Annotated in this window: 21 protein-coding genes; 17 read left to right on the top strand and 4 right to left on the bottom strand. The window is 67.7% G+C overall.

Features of this window, described 5'->3' with window-relative positions; translation table 11 throughout:
- Positions 1-169: 169 nt before the first annotated feature.
- The 8 genes from ftsZ (at position 170) to dnaE (ending at position 8840) form a co-directional block, all read left to right on the top strand.
- Positions 170-1357 carry a cell division protein FtsZ gene (gene ftsZ, locus KY500_RS06030; RefSeq protein ID WP_219902753.1) on the top strand — a complete coding sequence of 396 codons (1188 nt, stop codon included), beginning with the start codon at positions 170-172 and terminating at the stop codon, positions 1355-1357.
- Between the two features lie 34 nt (positions 1358-1391).
- On the top strand, positions 1392-2117 hold the full coding sequence (locus tag KY500_RS06035; RefSeq protein ID WP_219902754.1) for a YggS family pyridoxal phosphate-dependent enzyme: 726 nt from the start codon (positions 1392-1394) through the stop codon (positions 2115-2117).
- A gap of 19 nt (positions 2118-2136) precedes the next feature.
- Positions 2137-2643 carry a cell division protein SepF gene (locus KY500_RS06040; RefSeq protein ID WP_219902755.1) on the top strand — a complete coding sequence of 169 codons (507 nt, stop codon included), beginning with the start codon at positions 2137-2139 and terminating at the stop codon, positions 2641-2643.
- A 6-nt stretch (positions 2644-2649) separates the two neighbouring features.
- A complete protein-coding gene (locus KY500_RS06045; protein WP_219902756.1) occupies positions 2650-2946 on the top strand; it encodes a YggT family protein in 297 nt (98 codons plus the stop codon).
- A gap of 135 nt (positions 2947-3081) precedes the next feature.
- Positions 3082-3759 carry a DivIVA domain-containing protein gene (locus KY500_RS06050; protein ID WP_219902757.1) on the top strand — a complete coding sequence of 226 codons (678 nt, stop codon included), beginning with the start codon at positions 3082-3084 and terminating at the stop codon, positions 3757-3759.
- Positions 3749-4333 carry a signal peptidase II gene (gene lspA, locus KY500_RS06055; RefSeq protein WP_219902758.1) on the top strand — a complete coding sequence of 195 codons (585 nt, stop codon included), beginning with the start codon at positions 3749-3751 and terminating at the stop codon, positions 4331-4333. Before KY500_RS06050 ends, lspA begins: the two co-directional genes overlap by 11 nt.
- An 8-nt stretch (positions 4334-4341) precedes the next feature.
- Entirely contained in the window at positions 4342-5262 is a 921-nt protein-coding gene (locus KY500_RS06060; protein WP_219902759.1) for an RluA family pseudouridine synthase, read from the top strand.
- Between the two features lie 110 nt (positions 5263-5372).
- Positions 5373-8840 (top strand): DNA polymerase III subunit alpha, encoded by a 3468-nt coding sequence (gene dnaE, locus KY500_RS06065; RefSeq protein ID WP_370626926.1) that lies wholly within the window; start codon positions 5373-5375, stop codon positions 8838-8840.
- Between the two features lie 70 nt (positions 8841-8910).
- Here dnaE and KY500_RS19190 read toward each other — a convergent pair whose 3' ends face one another.
- A complete protein-coding gene (locus KY500_RS19190) occupies positions 8911-9036 on the bottom strand; it encodes a hypothetical protein (protein ID WP_255579836.1) in 126 nt (41 codons plus the stop codon).
- Positions 9037-9288: 252 nt separating this feature from the next.
- Here KY500_RS19190 and KY500_RS06070 point away from each other — a divergent pair, with 252 nt between their 5' ends.
- Positions 9289-10071 (top strand): 1-acyl-sn-glycerol-3-phosphate acyltransferase, encoded by a 783-nt coding sequence (locus KY500_RS06070; RefSeq protein ID WP_219902761.1) that lies wholly within the window; start codon positions 9289-9291, stop codon positions 10069-10071.
- A gap of 39 nt (positions 10072-10110) precedes the next feature.
- On the opposite strand, the gene KY500_RS06075 is transcribed toward KY500_RS06070, so the two are convergent.
- Positions 10111-10662 (bottom strand): flavin reductase family protein, encoded by a 552-nt coding sequence (locus KY500_RS06075; RefSeq protein WP_219902762.1) that lies wholly within the window; start codon positions 10660-10662, stop codon positions 10111-10113.
- Positions 10663-10731: 69 nt separating this feature from the next.
- Between KY500_RS06075 and hisD the strand changes: the two genes are divergently transcribed.
- Genes hisD through KY500_RS06090 form a run of 3 tightly spaced genes read left to right on the top strand, consistent with a single transcriptional unit; the run spans position 10732 to position 13601 of the window.
- Positions 10732-12051 (top strand): histidinol dehydrogenase, encoded by a 1320-nt coding sequence (hisD, locus tag KY500_RS06080; protein ID WP_219902763.1) that lies wholly within the window; start codon positions 10732-10734, stop codon positions 12049-12051.
- Between the two features lie 12 nt (positions 12052-12063).
- Positions 12064-12564, top strand: coding sequence for a transcriptional regulator NrdR (nrdR, locus tag KY500_RS06085; RefSeq protein WP_219902764.1), 501 nt, complete (start codon positions 12064-12066; stop codon positions 12562-12564).
- Positions 12565-12566: 2 nt separating this feature from the next.
- Positions 12567-13601 (top strand): quinone-dependent dihydroorotate dehydrogenase, encoded by a 1035-nt coding sequence (locus KY500_RS06090; protein ID WP_219902765.1) that lies wholly within the window; start codon positions 12567-12569, stop codon positions 13599-13601.
- A 28-nt stretch (positions 13602-13629) separates the two neighbouring features.
- Here KY500_RS06090 and KY500_RS06095 read toward each other — a convergent pair whose 3' ends face one another.
- Positions 13630-14682, bottom strand: coding sequence for an App1 family protein (locus KY500_RS06095; protein ID WP_255579837.1), 1053 nt, complete (start codon positions 14680-14682; stop codon positions 13630-13632).
- A 225-nt stretch (positions 14683-14907) separates the two neighbouring features.
- On the opposite strand from KY500_RS06095, the gene KY500_RS06100 reads away from it, so the two are divergent.
- The 5 genes from KY500_RS06100 (at position 14908) to KY500_RS06120 (ending at position 18992) form a co-directional block, all read left to right on the top strand.
- Positions 14908-15564: a TetR/AcrR family transcriptional regulator gene (locus KY500_RS06100; RefSeq protein WP_255579838.1), complete on the top strand. Its 657-nt coding sequence runs from the start codon at positions 14908-14910 to the stop codon at positions 15562-15564.
- A 194-nt stretch (positions 15565-15758) separates the two neighbouring features.
- On the top strand, positions 15759-16613 hold the full coding sequence (locus KY500_RS06105) for an ABC transporter ATP-binding protein (RefSeq protein ID WP_219902766.1): 855 nt from the start codon (positions 15759-15761) through the stop codon (positions 16611-16613).
- The gene (locus KY500_RS06110) at positions 16610-17287 is read left to right on the top strand and encodes an ABC transporter permease (RefSeq protein WP_219902767.1); all 678 of its coding nucleotides are present in this window, start codon (positions 16610-16612) and stop codon (positions 17285-17287) included. Before KY500_RS06105 ends, KY500_RS06110 begins: the two co-directional genes overlap by 4 nt.
- On the top strand, positions 17284-18024 hold the full coding sequence (locus KY500_RS06115; RefSeq protein WP_219902768.1) for an ABC transporter permease: 741 nt from the start codon (positions 17284-17286) through the stop codon (positions 18022-18024). Before KY500_RS06110 ends, KY500_RS06115 begins: the two co-directional genes overlap by 4 nt.
- A gap of 41 nt (positions 18025-18065) precedes the next feature.
- Positions 18066-18992: an ABC transporter substrate-binding protein gene (locus KY500_RS06120; RefSeq protein WP_219902769.1), complete on the top strand. Its 927-nt coding sequence runs from the start codon at positions 18066-18068 to the stop codon at positions 18990-18992.
- Positions 18993-19094: 102 nt separating this feature from the next.
- Here KY500_RS06120 and KY500_RS06125 read toward each other — a convergent pair whose 3' ends face one another.
- Complete coding sequence (locus KY500_RS06125) at positions 19095-20162, bottom strand: M56 family metallopeptidase (protein ID WP_255579839.1); 1068 nt, start codon at positions 20160-20162, stop codon at positions 19095-19097.
- Positions 20163-20173 lie beyond the last annotated feature (11 nt).

Here is a 20173-nt window from a genome sequence, read left to right on the forward strand (position 1 = left end):
ATCGGCTCCCCAGAGCCCGGTTCCGCTGGGATCGCGCTGAGTATTCGCGACACGCGGGCGCGCCTCCCCATGGCGCCTCGCCTGGGACCTAATTTCGAATTTAGGAATTGCATACTCAGCATAACTTTAAGCCTCGAGTAGAGGTTTAGGGTTCCACCGGAGGCCGGACGTGTCAACTAATCAGAACTACCTAGCAGTCATCAAGGTTGTTGGAATCGGCGGAGGCGGCGTCAACGCCGTCAACCGCATGATCGAGCTCGGCCTCCGCGGGGTCGAATTCATCGCCATCAATACGGATGCCCAGGCACTCCTGATGAGCGATGCCGACGTCAAGCTCGACGTCGGCCGCGACCTCACCCGGGGTCTCGGCGCCGGAGCGGACCCCGAGGTCGGCCGCCGTGCCGCCGAGGACCACGCCGAGGAAATCGAAGAGGCGCTGGCCGGAGCCGACATGGTCTTCGTCACCGCCGGCGAGGGTGGTGGCACCGGCACGGGTGGCGCGCCCGTCGTTGCCCGCATCGCCAAGTCCATCGGCGCCCTCACCATCGGTGTGGTCACCAAGCCGTTCGGCTTCGAGGGCAAGCGCCGCCAGGCCCAGGCCGAGACCGGCGTCGCCTCGCTCAAGAACGAGGTCGACACTCTCATCGTCGTGCCGAACGACCGGCTGCTGGAAATCAGCGACCGCGGCATCAGCATGCTCGAGGCTTTCGCCACCGCGGACCAGGTGCTCCTGGCCGGTGTGCAGGGCATCACCGACCTGATCACCACGCCGGGTCTGATCAACCTCGACTTCGCCGACGTCAAGTCGGTCATGCAGGGCGCCGGTTCCGCCCTCATGGGCATCGGTTCCTCCCGCGGGGCCGACCGGGCCATCAAGGCGGCGGAACTCGCCGTGGCCTCGCCGCTGCTCGAGGCGTCGATCGACGGCGCCCACGGGGTGCTGCTGTCCATCCAGGGCGGCTCCAACCTCGGTATCTTCGAGATCAACGACGCGGCCCGCCTGGTGCAGGAAGCCGTGCACCCCGAGGCCAACATCATCTTCGGTGCCGTCATCGACGACACCCTGGGTGACGAGGTGCGGGTCACCGTCATCGCGGCCGGCTTCGATGGCGGTGAGCCCGGCGCCAAGGTTGCCGAGGTCCGCCGCTCCGACCTGGTCGCTGCAGGAGTGGCCGCCGGAGTCTCCGGTGGAGCCGCCGGCGCCATCGCCGGCGCCGCAGCCGCATCCGACGGTGTCACGACCGCCGAGCCCGCCGGTTCGGTCTGGTCGACCGATGCCGCCGCGAGCACTCCCGTCGCCGACCCCGCTTTCGAGGACGATTCAGACGACCTGGACATCCCCGACTTCCTCAAGTGATGCCGCGGTCGCTCTCGGTAGCGCGGGGTCCGTCATGACGGACCCCGCGCTGGTCGAGCGGTTGGCCGGAGTGCGCGACGGCATAGCCGACGCCGCCCGCCGTGCCGGCCGTCCGGTCGAGGAGATCACGACAGTCGTGGTGACCAAATTCCAGCCGGTGAGCCTCGTTCGCGAGCTCGTCCAGCTCGGGGTGCGGGACTTCGGCGAGAGCCGCCACCAGGAGGCCCAGGCCAAGGCCGCCGACCTGGGCGGGTCGGACATCCGGTGGCACTTCGTCGGACAGCTGCAGGGCAAGAAAGCCCGCCAGGTGCGGGCATACTCGTCGGTTATCCACTCGGTCGACCGGGAGTCCCTGGTGACCGCGCTGGGTGCCCCCGTTGGCGCTGCAGAGGGTGCGAACGCTGACAATGGCGTGAAGGTCGACTGCTTCGTGCAGGTCAACCTGACCGACGATCCCGCCAGGGGCGGGGTCTCGATCGCCAACCTTGCACAGCTGGTCGAGCGGGTGCTCGAATCCGACGGACTCACCCTGCTCGGCCTGATGGCCGTGGCACCGCTCGGCGCCGAACCGAGGCGCTCCTTTGCCATGGTCAGCGAGCTGGGGGCGCAGATGCGCCAGATCGCCCCCGACGCCCGATACCTGTCGATGGGCATGTCCCAGGACTACGCAGCCGCCATCGCCGAGGGCGCGACACACCTGCGAATTGGCACCGCAATCACCGGGAATCGCCCGGCACCGGTTAATCTGAAAACGTCGTAATACCAACACGGAGGTAGAGATGTCCAACCCGCTCAAGAAAACCATGGTCTACCTGGGTCTGGCAGACGAAGAGCTGGAATATGAGGAACCCGCTAAGGCTCCCGTCTCCACGCTCCCCACCCAGTCCGCGCACGCGGCGCCGACCCACGCCAGCACGGCGAATGCCTCGCACTCGTCCGGCCGCGCACCGGTCACGCCCCTGCACAAGACCTCCACCCCCAAGAATGTTGTCGTGTCTGAAATGAACGAGATCCTCACCGTCCACCCGCGTCAGTACCGCGACGCGCAGGTGATCGCCGAGTCCTTCCGTGAGGGCATCCCGGTCATCATCAACCTCTCCCAGATGAGCGATGCGGATGCGCGCCGTCTGATCGACTTCGCCAGCGGTTTGTCCCAGGGGCTGTACGGCAAGATCGAGCGTGTCACCGCCAAGGTCTTCCTGCTGTCGCCGTCGCACGTGGTCATCTCCGGTGACAACGCCGCAGAGGAGGGGGACACCGATTCCTCCTTCTTCGCCCAGTCCTAACGCAACGTGTCTGTAGTCTCCCTGATCGGGGCGCTGCTCTATTACGTGCTCCTGCTCTACTTCTTCGTGATGTGGGGCCGGTTCATCGTCGACCTGGTTCGCGGTGTCAACCGGTCCTGGCGCCCGCACGGCGTGGTGCTCGTACTCATCGAGTTCGTGTACACCGTGACGGATCCGCCGGTTAATTTCTTCCGCCGTCTTTTCCCGCCGCTGCGCGTAGGCCCGATTGCCTTCGACTTCGGGTGGAGCCTGACGATGCTCTGCGTGATCATCGGCATGTGGATTACGGCGATTCTGTTCTGACCCGGAGCCCGACCACGGCCCCGGCATGTATTCTGGATCGATGGCGGCCAACCGCCCCGGTACCTACCGGGTGCGGATTGCGCCTAAGCACGTGTTCGCACAACTGTTCGCAATTAAGTTTTGAGGTGGAAAGCCATGGCGCTAACTCCGGAAGATGTAGTCAACAAGCGGTTCCAGTCGACCAAGTTCCGTGAGGGATATGACCAGGACGAGGTTGACGACTTCCTCGACGAGGTCGTTGTCGAGCTGCGTCGTCTGACCCAGGAGAACGAGGACCTCAAGGCCCGTCTCTCCGGCGGCGAGACGGCTGCCCCCGTCAGCGCAGCCCCTGTCAGCGCAGCGCCGGCCAAGGCCGCCGAGCCCGTGAACACCCCGGAGCCCGTCGCAGAGCCGGTCGCCGCAGTGGTTCCCGCGCCCGTCGCCGCGGCCCCGGCGCCCGCAGCCGAGGTCGACGAGACCGCCGGCACGACCAACCTGCTGCAGCTGGCCCGCCGCCTGCACGAGGAGCACGTCAAGGAAGGCGCCGAGAAGCGCGACGCCCTGATCGCGGAGGGTCACGCCACGGCGGCCCGCGTCATCGCGGAGTCCGAAGCCAAGCAGCGCGCGCAGATCAACATCCTCGACAAGGAGCGTTCGGTCCTCGAGAACAAGATCGAGGAACTGCGCACCTTCGAGCGCGAGTACCGCCAGAAGCTGAAGAGCTACATCGAGGGTCAGCTTCGCGACCTCGACTCCGCCTCGCCTGTCGGCGCCGGTGCGGGCAAGGACTCGGGCAACTCGCCGAAGGCGAGCTTCCAGGGCTTTGGCGCGTAACACTCCCACGAAGGTCAGTCACCGCGCCCTTCTCGTCCTGGCCCTCGTGGCCCTGGGCGGGTATGCGTTCGATCAGATCAGTAAAGCCCTCGTCGTCTCATCGATGACCGAGGGCGAGACCGCCCGGGTTCTGGGTGATGTGCTTCAACTGCACTTCATCCGGAACCCCGGTGCGGCCTTCTCCTTCGCCACCGGCCTCACTTGGGTGTTCTCACTCATTGCGGCCGGTGTCGTTGTGTTCATCGTGTGGTTCGCCCGCCGCATCCGCTCGCTTCGGTGGGCCACGGTTTTCGGTCTCCTGCTCGGGGGCGTGCTCGGCAATCTCACCGACCGCCTGTTCCGTGAGCCGAGTTTCGGCCTCGGCCATGTGGTCGACTTCATCTCCACCCCCTGGATGATGCCGGCGATCTACAACATCGCCGACTCCTGCATCGTCGTGAGCATGGTGATCTTCATGCTGCTGACGATTCGTGGCATCGGCCTTGACGGCCGCCGCACCACCTCGGCGGATGCAGCAGCATCAGCCGCCGACGAGTCGCCGGCAACCCCGGCCCCCCTCGTCACCCCCAACTGAACGGCATCATGGAAAACCGAGCCCTTCCCCTCCCAGACGGCCTGGACGGTGTGCGCGTCGACGCGGGCATCGCCAAGCTCTTCGGTTTCTCCCGGAGCTTTGCGGCCGAGATCGCCGAGTCCGACGGAGTCACCCTCGACGGAGTCGTGGTCGGCAAGTCCGACAAGCTACGCGCCGGGGCGTGGCTGGATGTGAGCTGGGCACCCAAGCAGGACCTGGTGATCGTTCCCATCGCCGTGCCGGATCTCACGATCGTGCATGACGACGACGACATCGTCGTGATCAACAAGCCCTCCGGCGTCGCCGCACACCCCAGCGTGGGCTGGACCGGCCCCACGGTGCTTGGCGCCCTCGCCGCCGCCGGGTACCGGATCGCCACGTCCGGCGCGTCAGAACGGGCCGGCATCGTGCACCGCCTCGACGTCGGTACGAGCGGCCTGATGGTCGTGGCCAAGTCCGAGGCCGCCTATACGCACCTCAAGCGAGCCTTCCACGACCGCGAGGTCGACAAGATCTACCATGCCGTCGTGCAGGGCCACCCCGATCCGTCCAGCGGCACCATCGACGCTCCCATCGGGCGCCACCCGCGCTCGGACTGGAAGTTTGCCGTGATCGCCGGCGGCAAGGACTCCGTCACGCACTACGAGACCCTCGAGGCCTTCCCGTCAGCGTCGCTGCTCGAGGTGCACCTGGAAACCGGGCGCACCCACCAGATCCGCGTGCACATGGCCGCCCAGCGGCATCCGTGTGTCGGTGACGCCATGTACGGCGCCGACGCGAAGATCTCGGCCAGACTCGGCCTCACCCGACAGTGGCTCGTGGCCAAACAACTCTCCTTCGAGCACCCGTCCAGCCGCGAATGGGTCACCTTCGATGCGGAGTACCCGGACGACCTGGCCGACGCCCTGCGTATCCTGCGCGGCGATTAGGCTGGAATATCACCCTCCTTCTCCATCAGTACAACCCCAGAGCAGCTGGAGCAGTCGTGTCACCGCAGAATGATTCGTTCGTCCACCTTCACGTGCACAGCGAGTACTCCATGCTCGACGGTGCCGCCCGGGTGAAACCCCTGATCGCGGCCGCCGCAGAGCAGGGGATGCCCGCCATCGCGGTGACCGACCACGGCAACGTCTTCGGGGCGTTCGACTTCTGGAAGACCGCCACCGATGCGGGCATCAAGCCCATCATCGGCACCGAGGCGTACATCACCCCGGGCACCGACCGCCGGGACAAGACCCGGGTGAAGTGGGGCACCAACGCGCAGAACCGCGACGACGTCGGCGGTAGCGGCGCGTACACGCACATGACCCTGCTCTCGGAGAACACCGAGGGCATGCACAACCTCTTCCGGCTCTCCTCGCTCGCGTCGCTCGAGGGCTACTACTTCAAGCCCCGGATGGACCGCGAGCTGCTCAGCACCTACTCCACGGGCCTGATCGGAACGACCGGGTGCGTCGGTGGTGAGGTGCAGACCCGGCTCAGGCTCGGCCAGTACGACGAGGCCAGGCAGGCTGCGGGGGAGCTTCGCGACATCTTCGGCAAGGACAACTTCTTCTGCGAGATCATGGACCACGGCATCGACATCGAGCGCCGCACCATGACCGACCTGCTCAAGCTCGCCAAGGAACTCGACCTGCCGTTGGTGGCCACCAACGACCTGCACTACACGCACGCCCACGACGCCACGGCGCACGCCGCCCTGCTCTGCGTGCAGTCGGCCTCGACGCTGGACGACCCGAACCGGTTCAAGTTCGACTCGAACGAGTTCTACCTCAAGACGGCCGCTGAGATGCGCCACCTGTTCCGGGACAATCCTGAGGCCTGCGACAACACGCTGCTGATCGCCGAACGGTGTGACGTCAAGTTCAACACCTCGGCCAACTACATGCCTCGCTTCCCGACCCCGGAGGGGGAGAACGAGGAGAGCTGGTTCATCAAGGAGACCGAACTCGGCCTGATCCGCCGCTACCCGAACGGGATCTCCGACGCCGTCCGCAAGCAGGCCGACTACGAGGTCGGCGTCATCACCCAGATGGGCTTCCCCGGCTACTTCCTCGTCGTCGCCGACTTCATCAACTGGTCCAAGGACAACGGCATCCGGGTCGGACCCGGCCGCGGCTCCGGCGCCGGGTCGATGGTCGCCTACGCCATGGGCATCACCGACCTCGACCCGCTCGTGCACGGACTGATCTTCGAGCGCTTCCTCAACCCCGACCGTGTCTCCATGCCCGACTTCGACGTCGACTTCGACGACCGTCGCCGCGGCGAGGTCATCCACTACGTCACCGAGAAGTACGGCTCCGAGCGCGTCGCCCAGATCGTCACCTACGGCACCATCAAGGCCAAGCAGGCCCTCAAGGACTCCAGCCGAGTGCTCGGTTTCCCGTTCGGCATGGGCGACAAACTCACCAAGGCCATGCCGCAGCCCATCATGGGCAAGGACATGCCGCTCACCGGCATGTTCGACAAGGACCACCCGCGCTACCGCGAGGCCGGCGACTTCCGCGCGGTCATCGAGACCGACGCAGAGGCACGCACAGTCTTCGACACGGCTCTGGGCATCGAGAACCTCAAGCGCCAGTGGGGCGTGCACGCTGCCGGTGTCATCATGTCCAGCGACCCGTTGATCGACATCATCCCGATCATGCGCCGTGAAGCAGACGGCCAGATCGTCACCCAGTTCGACTACCCGGCCTGCGAGAGCCTCGGCCTGATCAAGATGGACTTCCTGGGGTTGCGCAACCTCACCATCATCGACGACACCCTCGACAACATCGAGGCCAACCGCGGTCACCGGCCCGTGCTCGAGGACCTCGGCCTCGACGACCCGCTCGCCTACGAACTGCTCGCCCGCGGCGACACACTGGGCGTCTTCCAGCTCGACGGCGGCCCGATGCGGGCGCTCCTGCGCAGCATGAAGCCCGACAACTTCGAAGACATCTCTGCCGTCATCGCGCTGTACCGGCCCGGCCCCATGGGTGCGAACTCGCACACCAACTACGCGCTGCGCAAGACCGGCCAGCAGGAGATCATCCCCATCCACAAGGAGCTGGAGGAGCCGCTCAAGGACATCATCGGCGGAACCTACGGACTCATCGTCTACCAGGAGCAGGTGATGTCGATCGCGCAGAAGCTGGCGGGCTTCTCGCTGGGCCAGGCCGACCTGTTGCGCCGCGCGATGGGCAAGAAGAAGAAGTCCGAACTGGACAAGCAGTTCGAGGGCTTCTCCGGCGGAATGATGGCCAACGGCTACTCGATGGAAGCCGTTACCACCGTGTGGAACATCCTTCTACCGTTCTCCGATTACGCCTTCAACAAGGCCCACTCGGCCGCCTACGGCGTGCTGAGCTACTGGACCGCCTACCTCAAGGCGCACTACCCTGCCGAGTACATGGCGGCCCTGCTCACGAGCGTGGGCGACGCGCGCGACAAGCTCGCGCTGTACCTCAACGAGTGCCGCCGGATGGGCATCCAGGTACTGCCGCCGGACGTCAACGAGTCGATCGGCTTCTTCGCCGCCGTCGGCACCGACATCCGTTTCGGTCTCGGTGCCGTGCGCAACGTGGGCTTCAACGTCGTCGAGGCGATCCGGGCCGCCCGGACCGAGAAGGGCGCCTTCGAGTCGTTCCACGACTTCCTGCGCAAGGTTCCCCTGCAGGTCACGAACAAGCGCACCGTGGAGTCCTTGATCAAGTCGGGCGCGTTCGACTCCCTCGGCGCCACCCGCAGGGCGATGTTCGAGATCCACGAGGGCGCGGTCGACTCTGCCGTCAAGATCAAGCGGGACGAGTCGCACGGCATGGTCGGATTCGACTTCGACAGCCTCTTCGACGACCCGCAGGAAACCGAGCAGGTGCCCGAGCGGCCGGAATGGACGAAAAAGGAGAAGCTGGCGCTCGAGCGCGACATGCTCGGACTCTACGTCTCCGACCATCCGTTGGCCGGCCTCGAGATCCCGTTGGCCAAGCACGCCAGCACCACCATCACGGATCTGATCACCTCGGATCACACCCAGGATGCCGACACCGTCACGGTGGCCGGACTCATCACCAATGTGCAACACCGCATCGCCAAGAAGTCCGGCAACCAGTACGGCATCATCTCGGTCGAGGACTTCGGCGGTGAGATCGACGTCATGTTCATGGGCAAGGCCTACCAGGAGTTCTCCCTCGACCTCATCAGCGACTCTGTCGTGGTCGTGCGGGGCCGGGTCAGCATGCGCGACGACGGCATGAACCTGCACGCGTACAGCATCTTCGCGCCCGACCTCGGTCAGGCCTCGGATCACGGCACCCTGTCGATCACGCTGTTCGAGGCGCGGGCGACCACGGACACCGTGACCCAGCTCGGCGACGTGCTCAAGCGCCACAGCGGCACCTCAGAGGTGCGCCTCAAGCTCATCAAGGGCGACGTGGCCCGGGTGTTCGAGCTGCCCAGCCGGGTCACCGTCACGGCCGACCTGTTCGGCGAACTCAAGAGCCTCCTCGGCCCCTACTGCCTCACCTAGATCCGCGAACCGTGAGCAAAGCCCCAAAATTCTCGAGTTTCCGGGGCTTTTCTCACAGTTCGCGGGACTACTAGCGCAGGATCTGGACCATTAGGACCCAGGCGTCGTCCATGGAACCGATCACCGTGAGGATCAGCACGATTGACGGGACCACGAGGATGAGCGACCCGATGGTCGCGGCTGCCCGCGCGGACACCCGGCCAGGCCCAAGATCTGGCGGATGTTGACCGAGATCGCCACCATCACGTGCCCCGCAAGGGCGGCCGCGGCCCCGGCCGTCGCTTCGGCGAAATCGGTCCATCCGGTGGTCACCGGCTCAGTCATGCGCACACGATAGCGCGGGCGGTACGCCGGCGAGCAGGAGGCCGTCCGCGCGCACCACAGGCAACCCGGGCGATCACGGCGCGGACACCAGGATGTTGACAGCCTCAGGTCCTACGCTGAGTGCATGAGAACGCGCACCAGGGAACCGATCTACAGCACGGCCGTGTCGGCCGGCCGAGGCATCTTCGGACTCTTCCGGCTGCGGCCCTCCGTCGCCGGCCTCACCCACCTGCCGGATGCCGGCGGAGCGGTGATCGCCATCACCCACTTCGGCTACGCCGATTTCGCCCTCGTCGAATGGATGACGTGGCGCAAGAACCGCCGGCACATCCGCTTCATGGCCAAGAAGGGCGCCTTCGACAAGCCCATTGTGGGCTGGCTGCTCCGGGGCATGCGGCACATCAACGTGGACATGACCGCCGGCGCGCAGGCCTATGCCGACGCGGTGCGTGCGTTGAGCGCCGGGGAGCTGGTCGGGGTGTTCCCCGAGGGCGGCGTGAACGCGTCGTTCACCGTGCGGGAGCTCAAGACCGGAGCCGCACGCATGGCCCAGGAAGCCAGGGTCCCCATCATCCCTGTGGCCGTCTGGGGTGGCCACCGGCTGCTCACCAAGAACCACAAGCCCTCGCTCGGCGAGGCCTATCGCACCCCCGTGAGCTTCGCCATCGGCGCACCCATGCACGTGGGCGCCGACGAGGACCCGCAGCAGGTCACCGAGAGGCTGCACACCACACTGCAGACCCTGGTCGACGGCGCCCAGGCCCGGTACCCGGAGCCCGGATCCGGGCGATGGTGGCAGCCCGCCCACCTGGGCGGCACCGCTCCGACGCCGGCCGAAGCTGCCGCGACGGAAGCAGAACGCCAGCGCCGCAAGGCCGCGGCGCGCGAGGCTCAGGCCGCGCTCTGACGGGCGGCGCGGGCTGAAGCGTGGCGCTGGCTGACGAGCCTAGAGCGTTTCGCCCAGCGCGCGGTAGCGGCGCTCGTGGTACACCAGAGCGTCGTCGTCGTCGCCGAGCCCGCCGCCCTCGATCTGCACCACGATCACGGCCGCATTGTGTACGGTGACCCGCTCGACGATCCGGCCGACCATCCACGACGTCACGTCGTTGAGCACCGGGAGCCCGTGCGGGCCCACACGCCAGTGGTCACCGACGAACCGCTCGGCCTGGGGCCCGGCGAGACGTTCGGCCAGCGTGCGATTCCGCAGTCCGAGCAGATGGATGACGACCCGCTCGGTCTCGGAGACGGCCGGCCAGGAACTCGCGGATCTGGCCATGTTGAAAGTGGCCAGGGGCGGCACAGCCGACAGCGAGGCGAGCGATGTCGCCGTGAAACCGACAGGGGAGCCCTCGGCGTCCAGGGCGGTCACGACGGACACCCCGGCGGCATGCCGGCGGAACGCGTTCTTGAACGCGGCCAGATCGCCGGGGGCGTGGGGATCGGTGTCGAGAGCTCTCGCCCGGGGGAGAGCGGTCGACCGGATGGTGCCTTCGTTCATACTGGTGCCAATCGTTTCACCTACCAGCCTATTCCCGTGTTTAACGGTTGTTGGATAAGCTGGGTCGACATGATTCAGACGATTGACCTCCGAGGAACGCGGCCTGCTCCGGCCGACCTGCTGGCCGCTGTACCCCGGGCTCTGACGAGCGTCACGGTCGCCAGCGACGTCGCCGCGGAGCTGATCGACGACGTGCGCGCGCGCGGAGAAGTCGCCTTGCTCGACCAGGCCGAGCGCCTCGATCGGGTGCGCCCCGAGTTCGTGCGGGTGCCCGCCGCCCACGTCGAGGAGGCCCTTGCGGCCCTCGACCCCGCGGTGCGCACCGCCATCGAAGAGACCATCCGCCGGGTGCGCCTGGCCAGCCTGGCCCAGGTGCCGCCGCAGGTCACGACGACCATCGCCGACGGCGCCGAGATCGTGCAGCGCTGGCGGCCCGTGCAGCGCGTCGGGCTCTATGTGCCCGGCGGCAAGGCCGTCTATCCGTCCAGCGTGGTGATGAACGTGGTGCCGGCTCAGGTCGCCGGCGTCGGCTCCATCGCGCTCGCGTCTCCGCCGCAGAGCCACTTCGGCGGCCGTGTGCACCCCACGATCCTGGCCGTCGCCGGCCTGCTCGACGTCGACGAGATCTACGCCATGGGCGGCGCCGGCGCCGTCGGGGCCTTCGCCTACGGGGTTCCGGGGCTGGGCCTCGACCCCGTGCAGCTGGTCACCGGGCCTGGCAACGTCTACGTTGCGGCCGCCAAACGCCTCGTGCGCGGTGTGACGGGCATCGACTCCGAAGCCGGCCCAACCGACATCCTGGTGATCGCGGATGCCGCCGCCGACCCCGCCTTCGTCGCCGCCGACCTGGTCAGCCAGGCCGAGCACGACGAGCTCGCGGCCGCCGTTCTCGTCACAGACTCCGCCGAGCTTGCCGCCGCCGTCGAGGACCTGCTCGGCGACCTGGCCGGAACGACCACCCACGCCGAGCGTGTCACGGCGTCGCTGAGCGGCACGCAGTCGGCGATCGTCCTCGTCGACGATCTCGACCAGGCCGCCGCGTTCAGCAACGCCTTCGGCCCGGAGCACCTCGAGATCCAGACCGTCGACCCCGACGCCGTCCTGACCCGGATCGACAACGCCGGAGCCATCTTCCTCGGCCCGTACGCGCCGGTCAGCCTCGGCGACTACGCCGCGGGCTCCAACCACGTGCTGCCCACCGGGGGACAGGCGCGATTCTCGTCGGCCCTTGGCGCCTACACGTTCCTGCGCCCGCAGCAGGTGGTACGGTACAGCCGTGAGGGTCTGGCCGGCGTGGCTGACCACATCCTGGCGCTGTCGTCGGCCGAGGCGCTGCCGGCGCACGGCGACGCCGTCACGGCGCGCTTCGCGGGGGATGTGGCGCGGTAGGCTTTTCCCACCATGTATTGCCCGTTCTGTCGCCACCCTGATTCCCGTGTCATCGACTCGCGCACCAGCGACGACGGGCTCTCGATCCGTCGTCGTCGGCAGTGCCCGGAGTGCGGCCGCCGGTTCAGCACCACCGAGACCGCCAGCCTGAACATCATCAAGCGCAGCGGCGTCGTGGAGCCGTTCAGCCGCGAGAAGATCGTCTCGGGCGTGCGCAAGGCCTGCCAGGGCCGCCCGGTCACCGATTCCGACCTGGCGATGCTGGCCCAGAAGGTCGAAGAGACCATCCGCCAGACCGGCGCGTCCCAGATCGAGGCCAACGACATCGGCCTGGCCATCCTGGCCCCGCTCCGCGAGCTCGATGAGGTCGCGTATCTGCGCTTCGCCAGCGTCTATCAGGCGTTCGATTCCCTGGATGACTTCGAGACCGCCATCGGCCAGCTGCGCACCGAACACGCCCAGGCGGATGCCCAGGCCGAGGACCTGGACGCCGGCGCCGGGGCCGAGAGCTGACCGTGTACCCCACTGTCTTCAAGCACGTTCTCACCCGCATCGATCCCGAACAGGCCCACCACCTGGCCTTCGAGGTCATCCGTTGGATTCCCCGCCTGGGCCTCGGCCCGCTCGTACACAGGGTCACCCGCCCGCGCACCGACATCGGCGTGACCGCCCTCGGACTGCACTTCGACTCGCCGTTCGGCGTCGCCGCCGGGTTCGACAAAGACGGCCAGGCCGTCATCGGGCTCGGCCGGTTGGGCTTCGGCCACGTGGAGGTGGGCACCCTCACCGCCGTCGCGCAGCCGGGCAACCCCAAGCCGCGCCTGTTCCGCCTGATTCCCGACCGCGCCGTGATCAACCGGATGGGATTCAACAACGGCGGCGCCGCCTCGGCCGTTGAGCGCCTGACGCGAGTGCGCGCCAGCCGGAACCGCCCGGTCCTCGGCATCAACATCGGCAAGAGCCGGGTCACCGCGGTCGACGACGCCACGGCCGACTACCTGGTCAGCACGCGCCTGCTGGCGCCCATTGCCGACTACCTCGTGGTCAACGTGAGTTCGCCCAACACCCCCGGGCTGCGCGGACTCCAGGAACTCGACCAGCTCGCCCCGCTGCTGAGCGCCGTGCGAGACGAGGCCGGGGGCACCCCGCTCCTGGTGAAGATCGCGCCGGACCTCACCGACGACGAGGTCACCCGCATCGCGGGCCTGACGGTCGAACTCGGCCTGGACGGCATCATCGCCACCAACACCACCATCAGCCGCGACAACCTCACGACGGATGCCGCCGTCGTGGCCGCTGCCGGCGCTGGCGGGCTCTCCGGTGCGCCGCTGGACGCCAGGTCCCTTGCCGTGCTGCGACTCATCCGCGCCACCGTCCCGGCCGACCTGTGCGTCATCTCGGTGGGCGGCGTTGAGACGGCCGAGCAGGTCGCCGAGCGTCTCGCCGCCGGTGCCACCCTCGTACAGGGCTATACGGGGTTCCTCTACCGGGGTCCGCTCTGGGCCCGTCAGATCAACCGCGGACTCGACCGGCTGCTCGCCAGGCGCTGACCAGCTACGGCGCTTCTCGCGCCGGATGCTATTCGGTCGGACCGGGCAGTCCGGGGTCGACGATCAGACCGAGTTCGGCCAGCTGCGTCGCTAGGCTCGCGCCGTCCGGGCCGTAGACCCAGAGCGGGTCCGGCTTGGCCTCCACAGCATCCTTGGCCCGACGTCCGGCCAGCACGGCCTCGCTGGGGGAGAGGCGCCGAATGGCCACCGCCGCGACGCTCTGCGGGAAGTCCTGCTGGAACTCGCTGTAGATGGCCTCATCGTGCTGGCCGTCGTCGCCGATCAGGATCCACTGCATCTCGGGGAATTCCTGGGCCAACCGGCGTAGGTTCTCCCGCTTGTGCTCCCGGCCGCTGCGGAACAGCCTGTCGTGGGTGGGACCCCAGTCGGTGAGCAGGAGCGCCCCGGCCGGGTAGAGGTTGCGGGAAAGGAAGCGGCTCAACGTCGGCGCGACGTTCCACGCTCCGGTGGAGAGGTAGATGACGGGGGCGCCGGGTGTTGCATCCGCGAGCCTGTCGAGCAGCACCGCCATGCCTGGCGTGGGAACCCTGGCGTGTTCGTCGAGCACGAAGGTGTTCCAGGCTGCAAGTAGCGGGCGCGGCAGGGTTGTGACCATGACGGTGTCGTCCACATCGGAGATTATTCCGCGGCGCACATCGGGCGCCACGACGAAGACCGGTGCTTCGACGGGGGCGGATGCCTCGGTGTGCAGCATGGCGGTGTGCCACCCGGGTTCGAGGGCTACGTCCATGACCGTGTCGACCACTCCGCCGCGGTCGGCCTGCACTCGGTGCGCCTGCCCGCCGATGTCGATGGTGACAGTGACGTCGTTCACGGGAACGCTCAGGAAGCTCCGCCAGCCTCTGATGCTCGCGTCACGGCCGTCGTTCCGGCGTCGTTTGCGGGCGGCAGCAGCGGCCGTGGCCGGTTTGGCCAGCAGCACCCGGCAGAGCACCCGCACCCGCTCGGGGGTGCCGTATCCGGTGTACGGAATGACGATGGGTTTGTGTCCGCGCCGTCGGGCGAACTTCTCCCGCTTGTCGTGCAGCCAATCCTCGATTCGCGCAGCGCGGTGCATCATGCGTGCAGGGTTCAGCGGGGCGGAGGCCGTGGCGGGGAACTTTGACACAGTTCAGTCTCTCATGGGCGGCGCGGCTGTCCAGGACGAACGGCGCGGCACGTGCCGCCGACCGGCCTGATGCGCGACGCGCCCGACGAGCCGGTTTCTGCCCGTTTGGGGGGCAGGTATAGTGCTGAGCCGTCAGTGTGGACCCCTAGGATTGTGACGTATATTCAAGGAGGACACGTGGCGCTGATCGACCTTTTCGGTGAAGACTCGCTCGCACAGGGCCGGCAGGTTCGTACCGAACCCATCCAGCAGCGCAGTGCGGCCCGTCTGACCGCCCTGCTCGACGCGGCTGCCGAGGTCGTCGACGAAGTCGGTTTCGACCGGATCACCACCGCCATGGTCGCCGAACGCGCCGGAGCGTCCATCGGCACCGTTTACCGCTACTACCCCGACCGCGTCGCCGTGCTCGAGGGCCTGCGCGAACGCGCGGTGATGCGCTACCGCCAGCGCGTCTCCGACCTGCTGAAGGAGACCCAACCGAGCACGTGGTGGGAAGCCGTGGACTGCGGAATCTCCGCCTTCGTCGACCTGTACCGGGCCGAACCCGGTTTCCGGATCCTGCACTTCGCCGACCGCGAGCGCGCCCAGGCCAGCGTTCCCGACGAGCTGGACTCGGGATTCTTCGCCAACCAGATCGCGGGCGTCCTGTCCGAGCAGTTCGGCCTCTCCGGCGGCCCCGAGTTGATCTTCCGCCTCGAGGTGGCCGTGGAAATGGCCGACTCGCTGCTGTCGCGTGCGTTCACCTGGAACAGCCAGGGCGACGAACGCTTCATCGCCGAGTGCCGTCGCATCATGCACGACTACCTCGTCGGGTTCTACGGCACGCAGTCCTGATCGGCGTAGGCCTGAGCGGTCGAGTCCTGATCGGGACGTTCGCCTCTAGCGTGATCGACGTGGTCACCGGCAATCCGCTTTGGATCTGGCTCCGAACAATGGTTGGCTAGTCTCCTACGTACTTGCCCGCTTCCGTCCCCTCCGCACCCGGGGAGTGACGCGAGCGTCAAGCCGCTTGGAGGACCGAGCCAGCCATGATCGAGTTTCATTCCGTCAGCAAGAGATTCCCGGACGGCACCCTGGCCGTGGAGGACTTCAGCCTCGTCCTGCCCTCGCACCAGACCACGGTGCTCGTGGGCTCGTCCGGCTCGGGCAAGACCACCCTTCTCAGGATGATCAACCGCATGGTCGACCCGACGAGCGGCTCGATCGAGATCGACGGTGAGGACATCGCCACGCTCGCTCCGGTGAAGCTGCGCCGCGGCATCGGCTATGTCATGCAGAACTCTGGCCTGTTGCCGCACCGCACCGTCGTCGATAACGTCGCCACCGTTCCGCTGCTGCGCGGCACCCCCAAGCGTCAGGCCAGAGCGGATGCCCTCGCCATGCTCGACACCGTCGGTCTTGACCGTTCACTGGCTGACCGGTACCCCAGTCAGCTCTCCGGTGGCCAACAGCAGCGTGTCGGTGTGGCCAGGGGGCTGGCCGTGAACCCGAACATCCTGCTCATGGACGAACCGTTCGGCGCTGTCGACCCCATCGTGCGGGCCGAGTTGCAGCAGGAGCTCATTCGGTTGCAGAAGGACCTCGACAAGACCGTGGTCTTCGTCACCCACGACATTGAAGAGGCGTTCCTACTCGGCGACCAGATCGTCATCCTCCGTGAGGGCGGTCACATCGCCCAGGTCGGCACCCCCGCCGACATCCTCGCCCACCCGGCCGACGACTTCGTGGCCAGCTTCGTCGGCGCCGACCGAGGCCGCCGGGTGCTGCACCTCGAGCGCCACGGCGAGGAGGATGTCCTGGTGGACAGCGACGGCCGGCTCGCCGGGGTGCTCAACGACCACGCGGCGAGCCCCACGGTCGCCGGCACCGAAGGCGCCCGATGACCTGGGTGCTGGCGAACCTCGGGTTGATCTGGGCGCGCACGCTCGACCATGTCGTGTTGAGCCTGCCCCCGATCGTGCTGTGCTTCGTGATCGCCGTGCCCCTGGGCTGGCTGGCCCGGCGGTACCGGGTGAGCCGCGGCATCATCCTCACCGGTGCCGGATTGCTCTACGCGGTCCCGTCGCTGCCCCTGTTCTTCGTGCTGCCCGCCGTGATCGGCACGGGCCTGCGCTCCCCACTGAACGTGATCATCGCACTGACCCTCTACGGGGTCGCCCTCATGGTGCGGGTCGTCGCCGACGGGCTGGAGTCCGTGGACGCCGATGTGCGCCAATCGGCCTCGGCCGTGGGCTACTCGGCGTGGTCACGGTTCTGGCAGGTTGAGCTGCCTTTGGCCGGCCCGGTGCTCCTGGCCGGGATGCGGGTCGTCGCGGTGAGCACCGTGAGCCTGGTCACGGTGGGCGCCGTGATCGGCGTGCAGAGTCTCGGCAGCCTGTTCACCGACGGTTTCCAGCGCGGCATCCAGGCCGAGATCATCGCCGGACTCGTGGCGACCGTCGCCCTCGCGCTGATCTTCGACGGGGCACTGGTGCTGGTCGGACGCGTGCTGATGCCGTGGACCCGGAAGGTGGCGGCCGTCCGTGCGCCCGCCCCGGCGGAGGTGAGCGCCGCGTGAATCTCTTCGTCGACGCCATCGACTGGATCCTCGACCCGGCCAACTGGACTGGTCTGAACGCCATCCCATTGCGCCTCGGCCAGCACCTGGTCTTCACCCTCGTCACCCTCGTGATCGCCTCAGCGATAGCAATCCCGTTGGGCTACCTGATCGGCCATACCGGACGGGGCCGCGGACTCGCGGTCACCACATCCGGCGGCCTGCGCGCCATCCCGACCCTCGGCCTGCTCACCCTCGTCGCCCTCTGGGTGGGCATCGGCGTCGTCGCTCCCTACGTGGCCCTGACGGTGCTCGCGATCCCGCCCATCCTGGCCGGCGCCTACACCGGGTTCGAGGCCATCGACCGGCGCACGGTGGATGCCGCCCGCGCTGTGGGCATGTCGGAGCTGCAGATCGTGCGGAAGGTCGAGGTTCCCCTCGGCCTGCCGCTCTTGATCGGGGGCCTGCGCTCGGCTACCCTCCAGGTCATCGCCACGGCGACGCTTGCGGCCTATGTTGCCGATATCGGACTGGGTCGGTACCTGTTCGCCGGCCTGAAGAATCGCGACTACGCCGAAATGTTGGGCGGCTCGATCCTGGTGATCATGCTCGCCATGGTTCTCGAGGGAATCTTTGCGCTGATCCAACGGTTTGTCGTACCACGGGGTGTTTCGGGGCGTCTACGCACCGGCAGGCCAGACGGCACCAGCACCACCACCAGCACACTTCGCACGGACCGCCGCACAGCTCTCCGGTGACACAACTACCGAACCATCGGTACCTGAGGAAGGACAACAGCATGTTCACAATCACACGAGGCCGGCTCGCGCTTGTCAGCGCGGTCGCGGTTGGGGCTGTCGTAGCCCTTGCAGGGTGTGCATCCGGCGATCCGCTGGATGAGGGAAGTAACAGCTCCAGCTCACCGGACACCATCGTGGTCGGCTCGCAGGACTACTACTCCAACGAAATCATCGCCGAGATCTACGCCCAGGCGCTGGAGAACGGCGGCTACACCGTCGACCGACAGTTCCGCATCGGCCAACGTGAGGCCTACCTGCCCGAAATCGAATCCGGTGCCATCGATGTCTTCCCCGAATACACCGGCAGCCTTCTGCAGGCCCTCCAGCCCGACGCCGCCGGCGGTACCGCCGACGAGACCTACGCCGAGTTGCAGGATGCCCTCCCAGACGGCCTGGCCGTGCTCGACATGGCGGATGCCACCGACCAGAACTCCTGGACGGTGACGAAGGCCTTCGCCGACACCTACAACCTCAGCGACATCGCCTCGCTCACCCAGGTGACCGAACCGATCACCGTCGGGGGTAACTCCGAACTGGAAACCCGCCCGTACGGACCGACCGCCCTCAAGGAGAAGTACGGCATCGACATCGCCGGCTTCACCCCGGTGGAGGACAACGGTGGACCGCTGACGGTCAAGGCCCTGGTCGACAACACCATCCAGCTGGCCAACATCTACACGGCCGACCCGAACATCGTCTCCAACGACCTCGTCGCGCTCGATGACCCCGACGGGCTGTTCTTCCCCGACAACGTCGTGCCCGTCGTCTCCGCCAAGGTCGACGACGGTGCCACCGAGATCATCAATGCCGTCAGCGCCAAGCTGGGCGCGGATGTCCTCGTGTCGCTGAACGCCCAGAGCGTCAACGACCAGGCCGCAGCCGACACCATCGCGACCGACTGGCTGACCAAGGAAGGCCTGATCTAGCGGCTCAGCCTCCAACGGCTCAGCGGTGCAGTCCGCTGCCCGCTGCCCGCTCCACCGCGAACGGCCCCGTGATTCCACGGGGCCGTTCGTGCACCTGCGGTCTCAGGCGCTGACGAGCAGCACGGCGGGCAGCAGGATCAGCCCGGCCGTGGCCGCGACCACGGCCCCGCGACCCAGCGGCGGGAGCACCCGGCCCTGCCCGAGCAGACGACGCACCCGGGGCGCCACCAGGTCGGCCGACCAATCGGCGGGGGATTCGATACGCCGCCGGTCGCCCAGGCCGTCCACGCCGAACCCGGCGAGCGCGAGCCCGGTTGCGGTGGCTCCGCTCGGGGCGCCGCCGTCCGTGCTGATCCCGTCGCCGCGGCCAGGAGCCGAGCCGCCTCCCCGCGCGGATGAGGCGGCCGTGCCGTCGATGGGTGCCGTTCCGACCAGCGCTATCGCCGTGGCCAGGGTACGGTCGTCGACCACCTGCCTGGCCTGGTCGTCGGCGAGCATCTCCACGAGCAGAGCCACGGCGGTCTCGGCGCGGTTCGCGATCGGGAACCAGGGCAGAGCGCTGTGCCAGGACTTGAAGGCCAGCAGCACCAGGTGGTGCTGTTGCCGCAGGTGCGCGCGTTCGTGAGCCACGACACCGCGCAGCTGGTCGGCATCGAGCAGGCGCAGCAGCCCCCGCGACAGCACCGTAGCCGACCTCGTGGCGCCGGGCAGGCAGTAGGCCACCGGCGCTGCATGATCGATCACCCGGGTGCCGGTCTCGTCGAACGGCATCGGCTCGCTGAGCAGGGCGATGAGGGTGTGGTGCCGGCGCCGCTGCCGTTCCGCCCTGACGAACGTGGCGCCCAGGTTCAGCACCAGGTGCGCGGTGAGGATGAGCGCCAGACAGAGCGCCATGACACCGGTCAACGTGGAGCCGGCCGGCAGGGTACCTGCCGCCACGTGGCCGGCGAGGGCGCCGAGGGCCGACAGGGGAGTCGGCCCGAACGGGATCAGGCCGAAGACCAGGAGGGAACCGATCATCGACACACCGCCGGCCAGGGCGATGGACTGCCAGAGGGCCAGCGCGAGTCCGGGCGCGGTCGCCGGCCAGGCCGATGCTGCCAGCAGGATGGGCACCGGCCAGGCCAGGATCACGGCCAGGACCATCAGGGCCAGCGCACAGGTCAGCACGTCGCGTGCAC

The organism is Cryobacterium sp. PAMC25264 (assembly GCF_019443325.1).
Taxonomy (GTDB): Bacteria; Actinomycetota; Actinomycetes; order Actinomycetales; family Microbacteriaceae; genus Cryobacterium.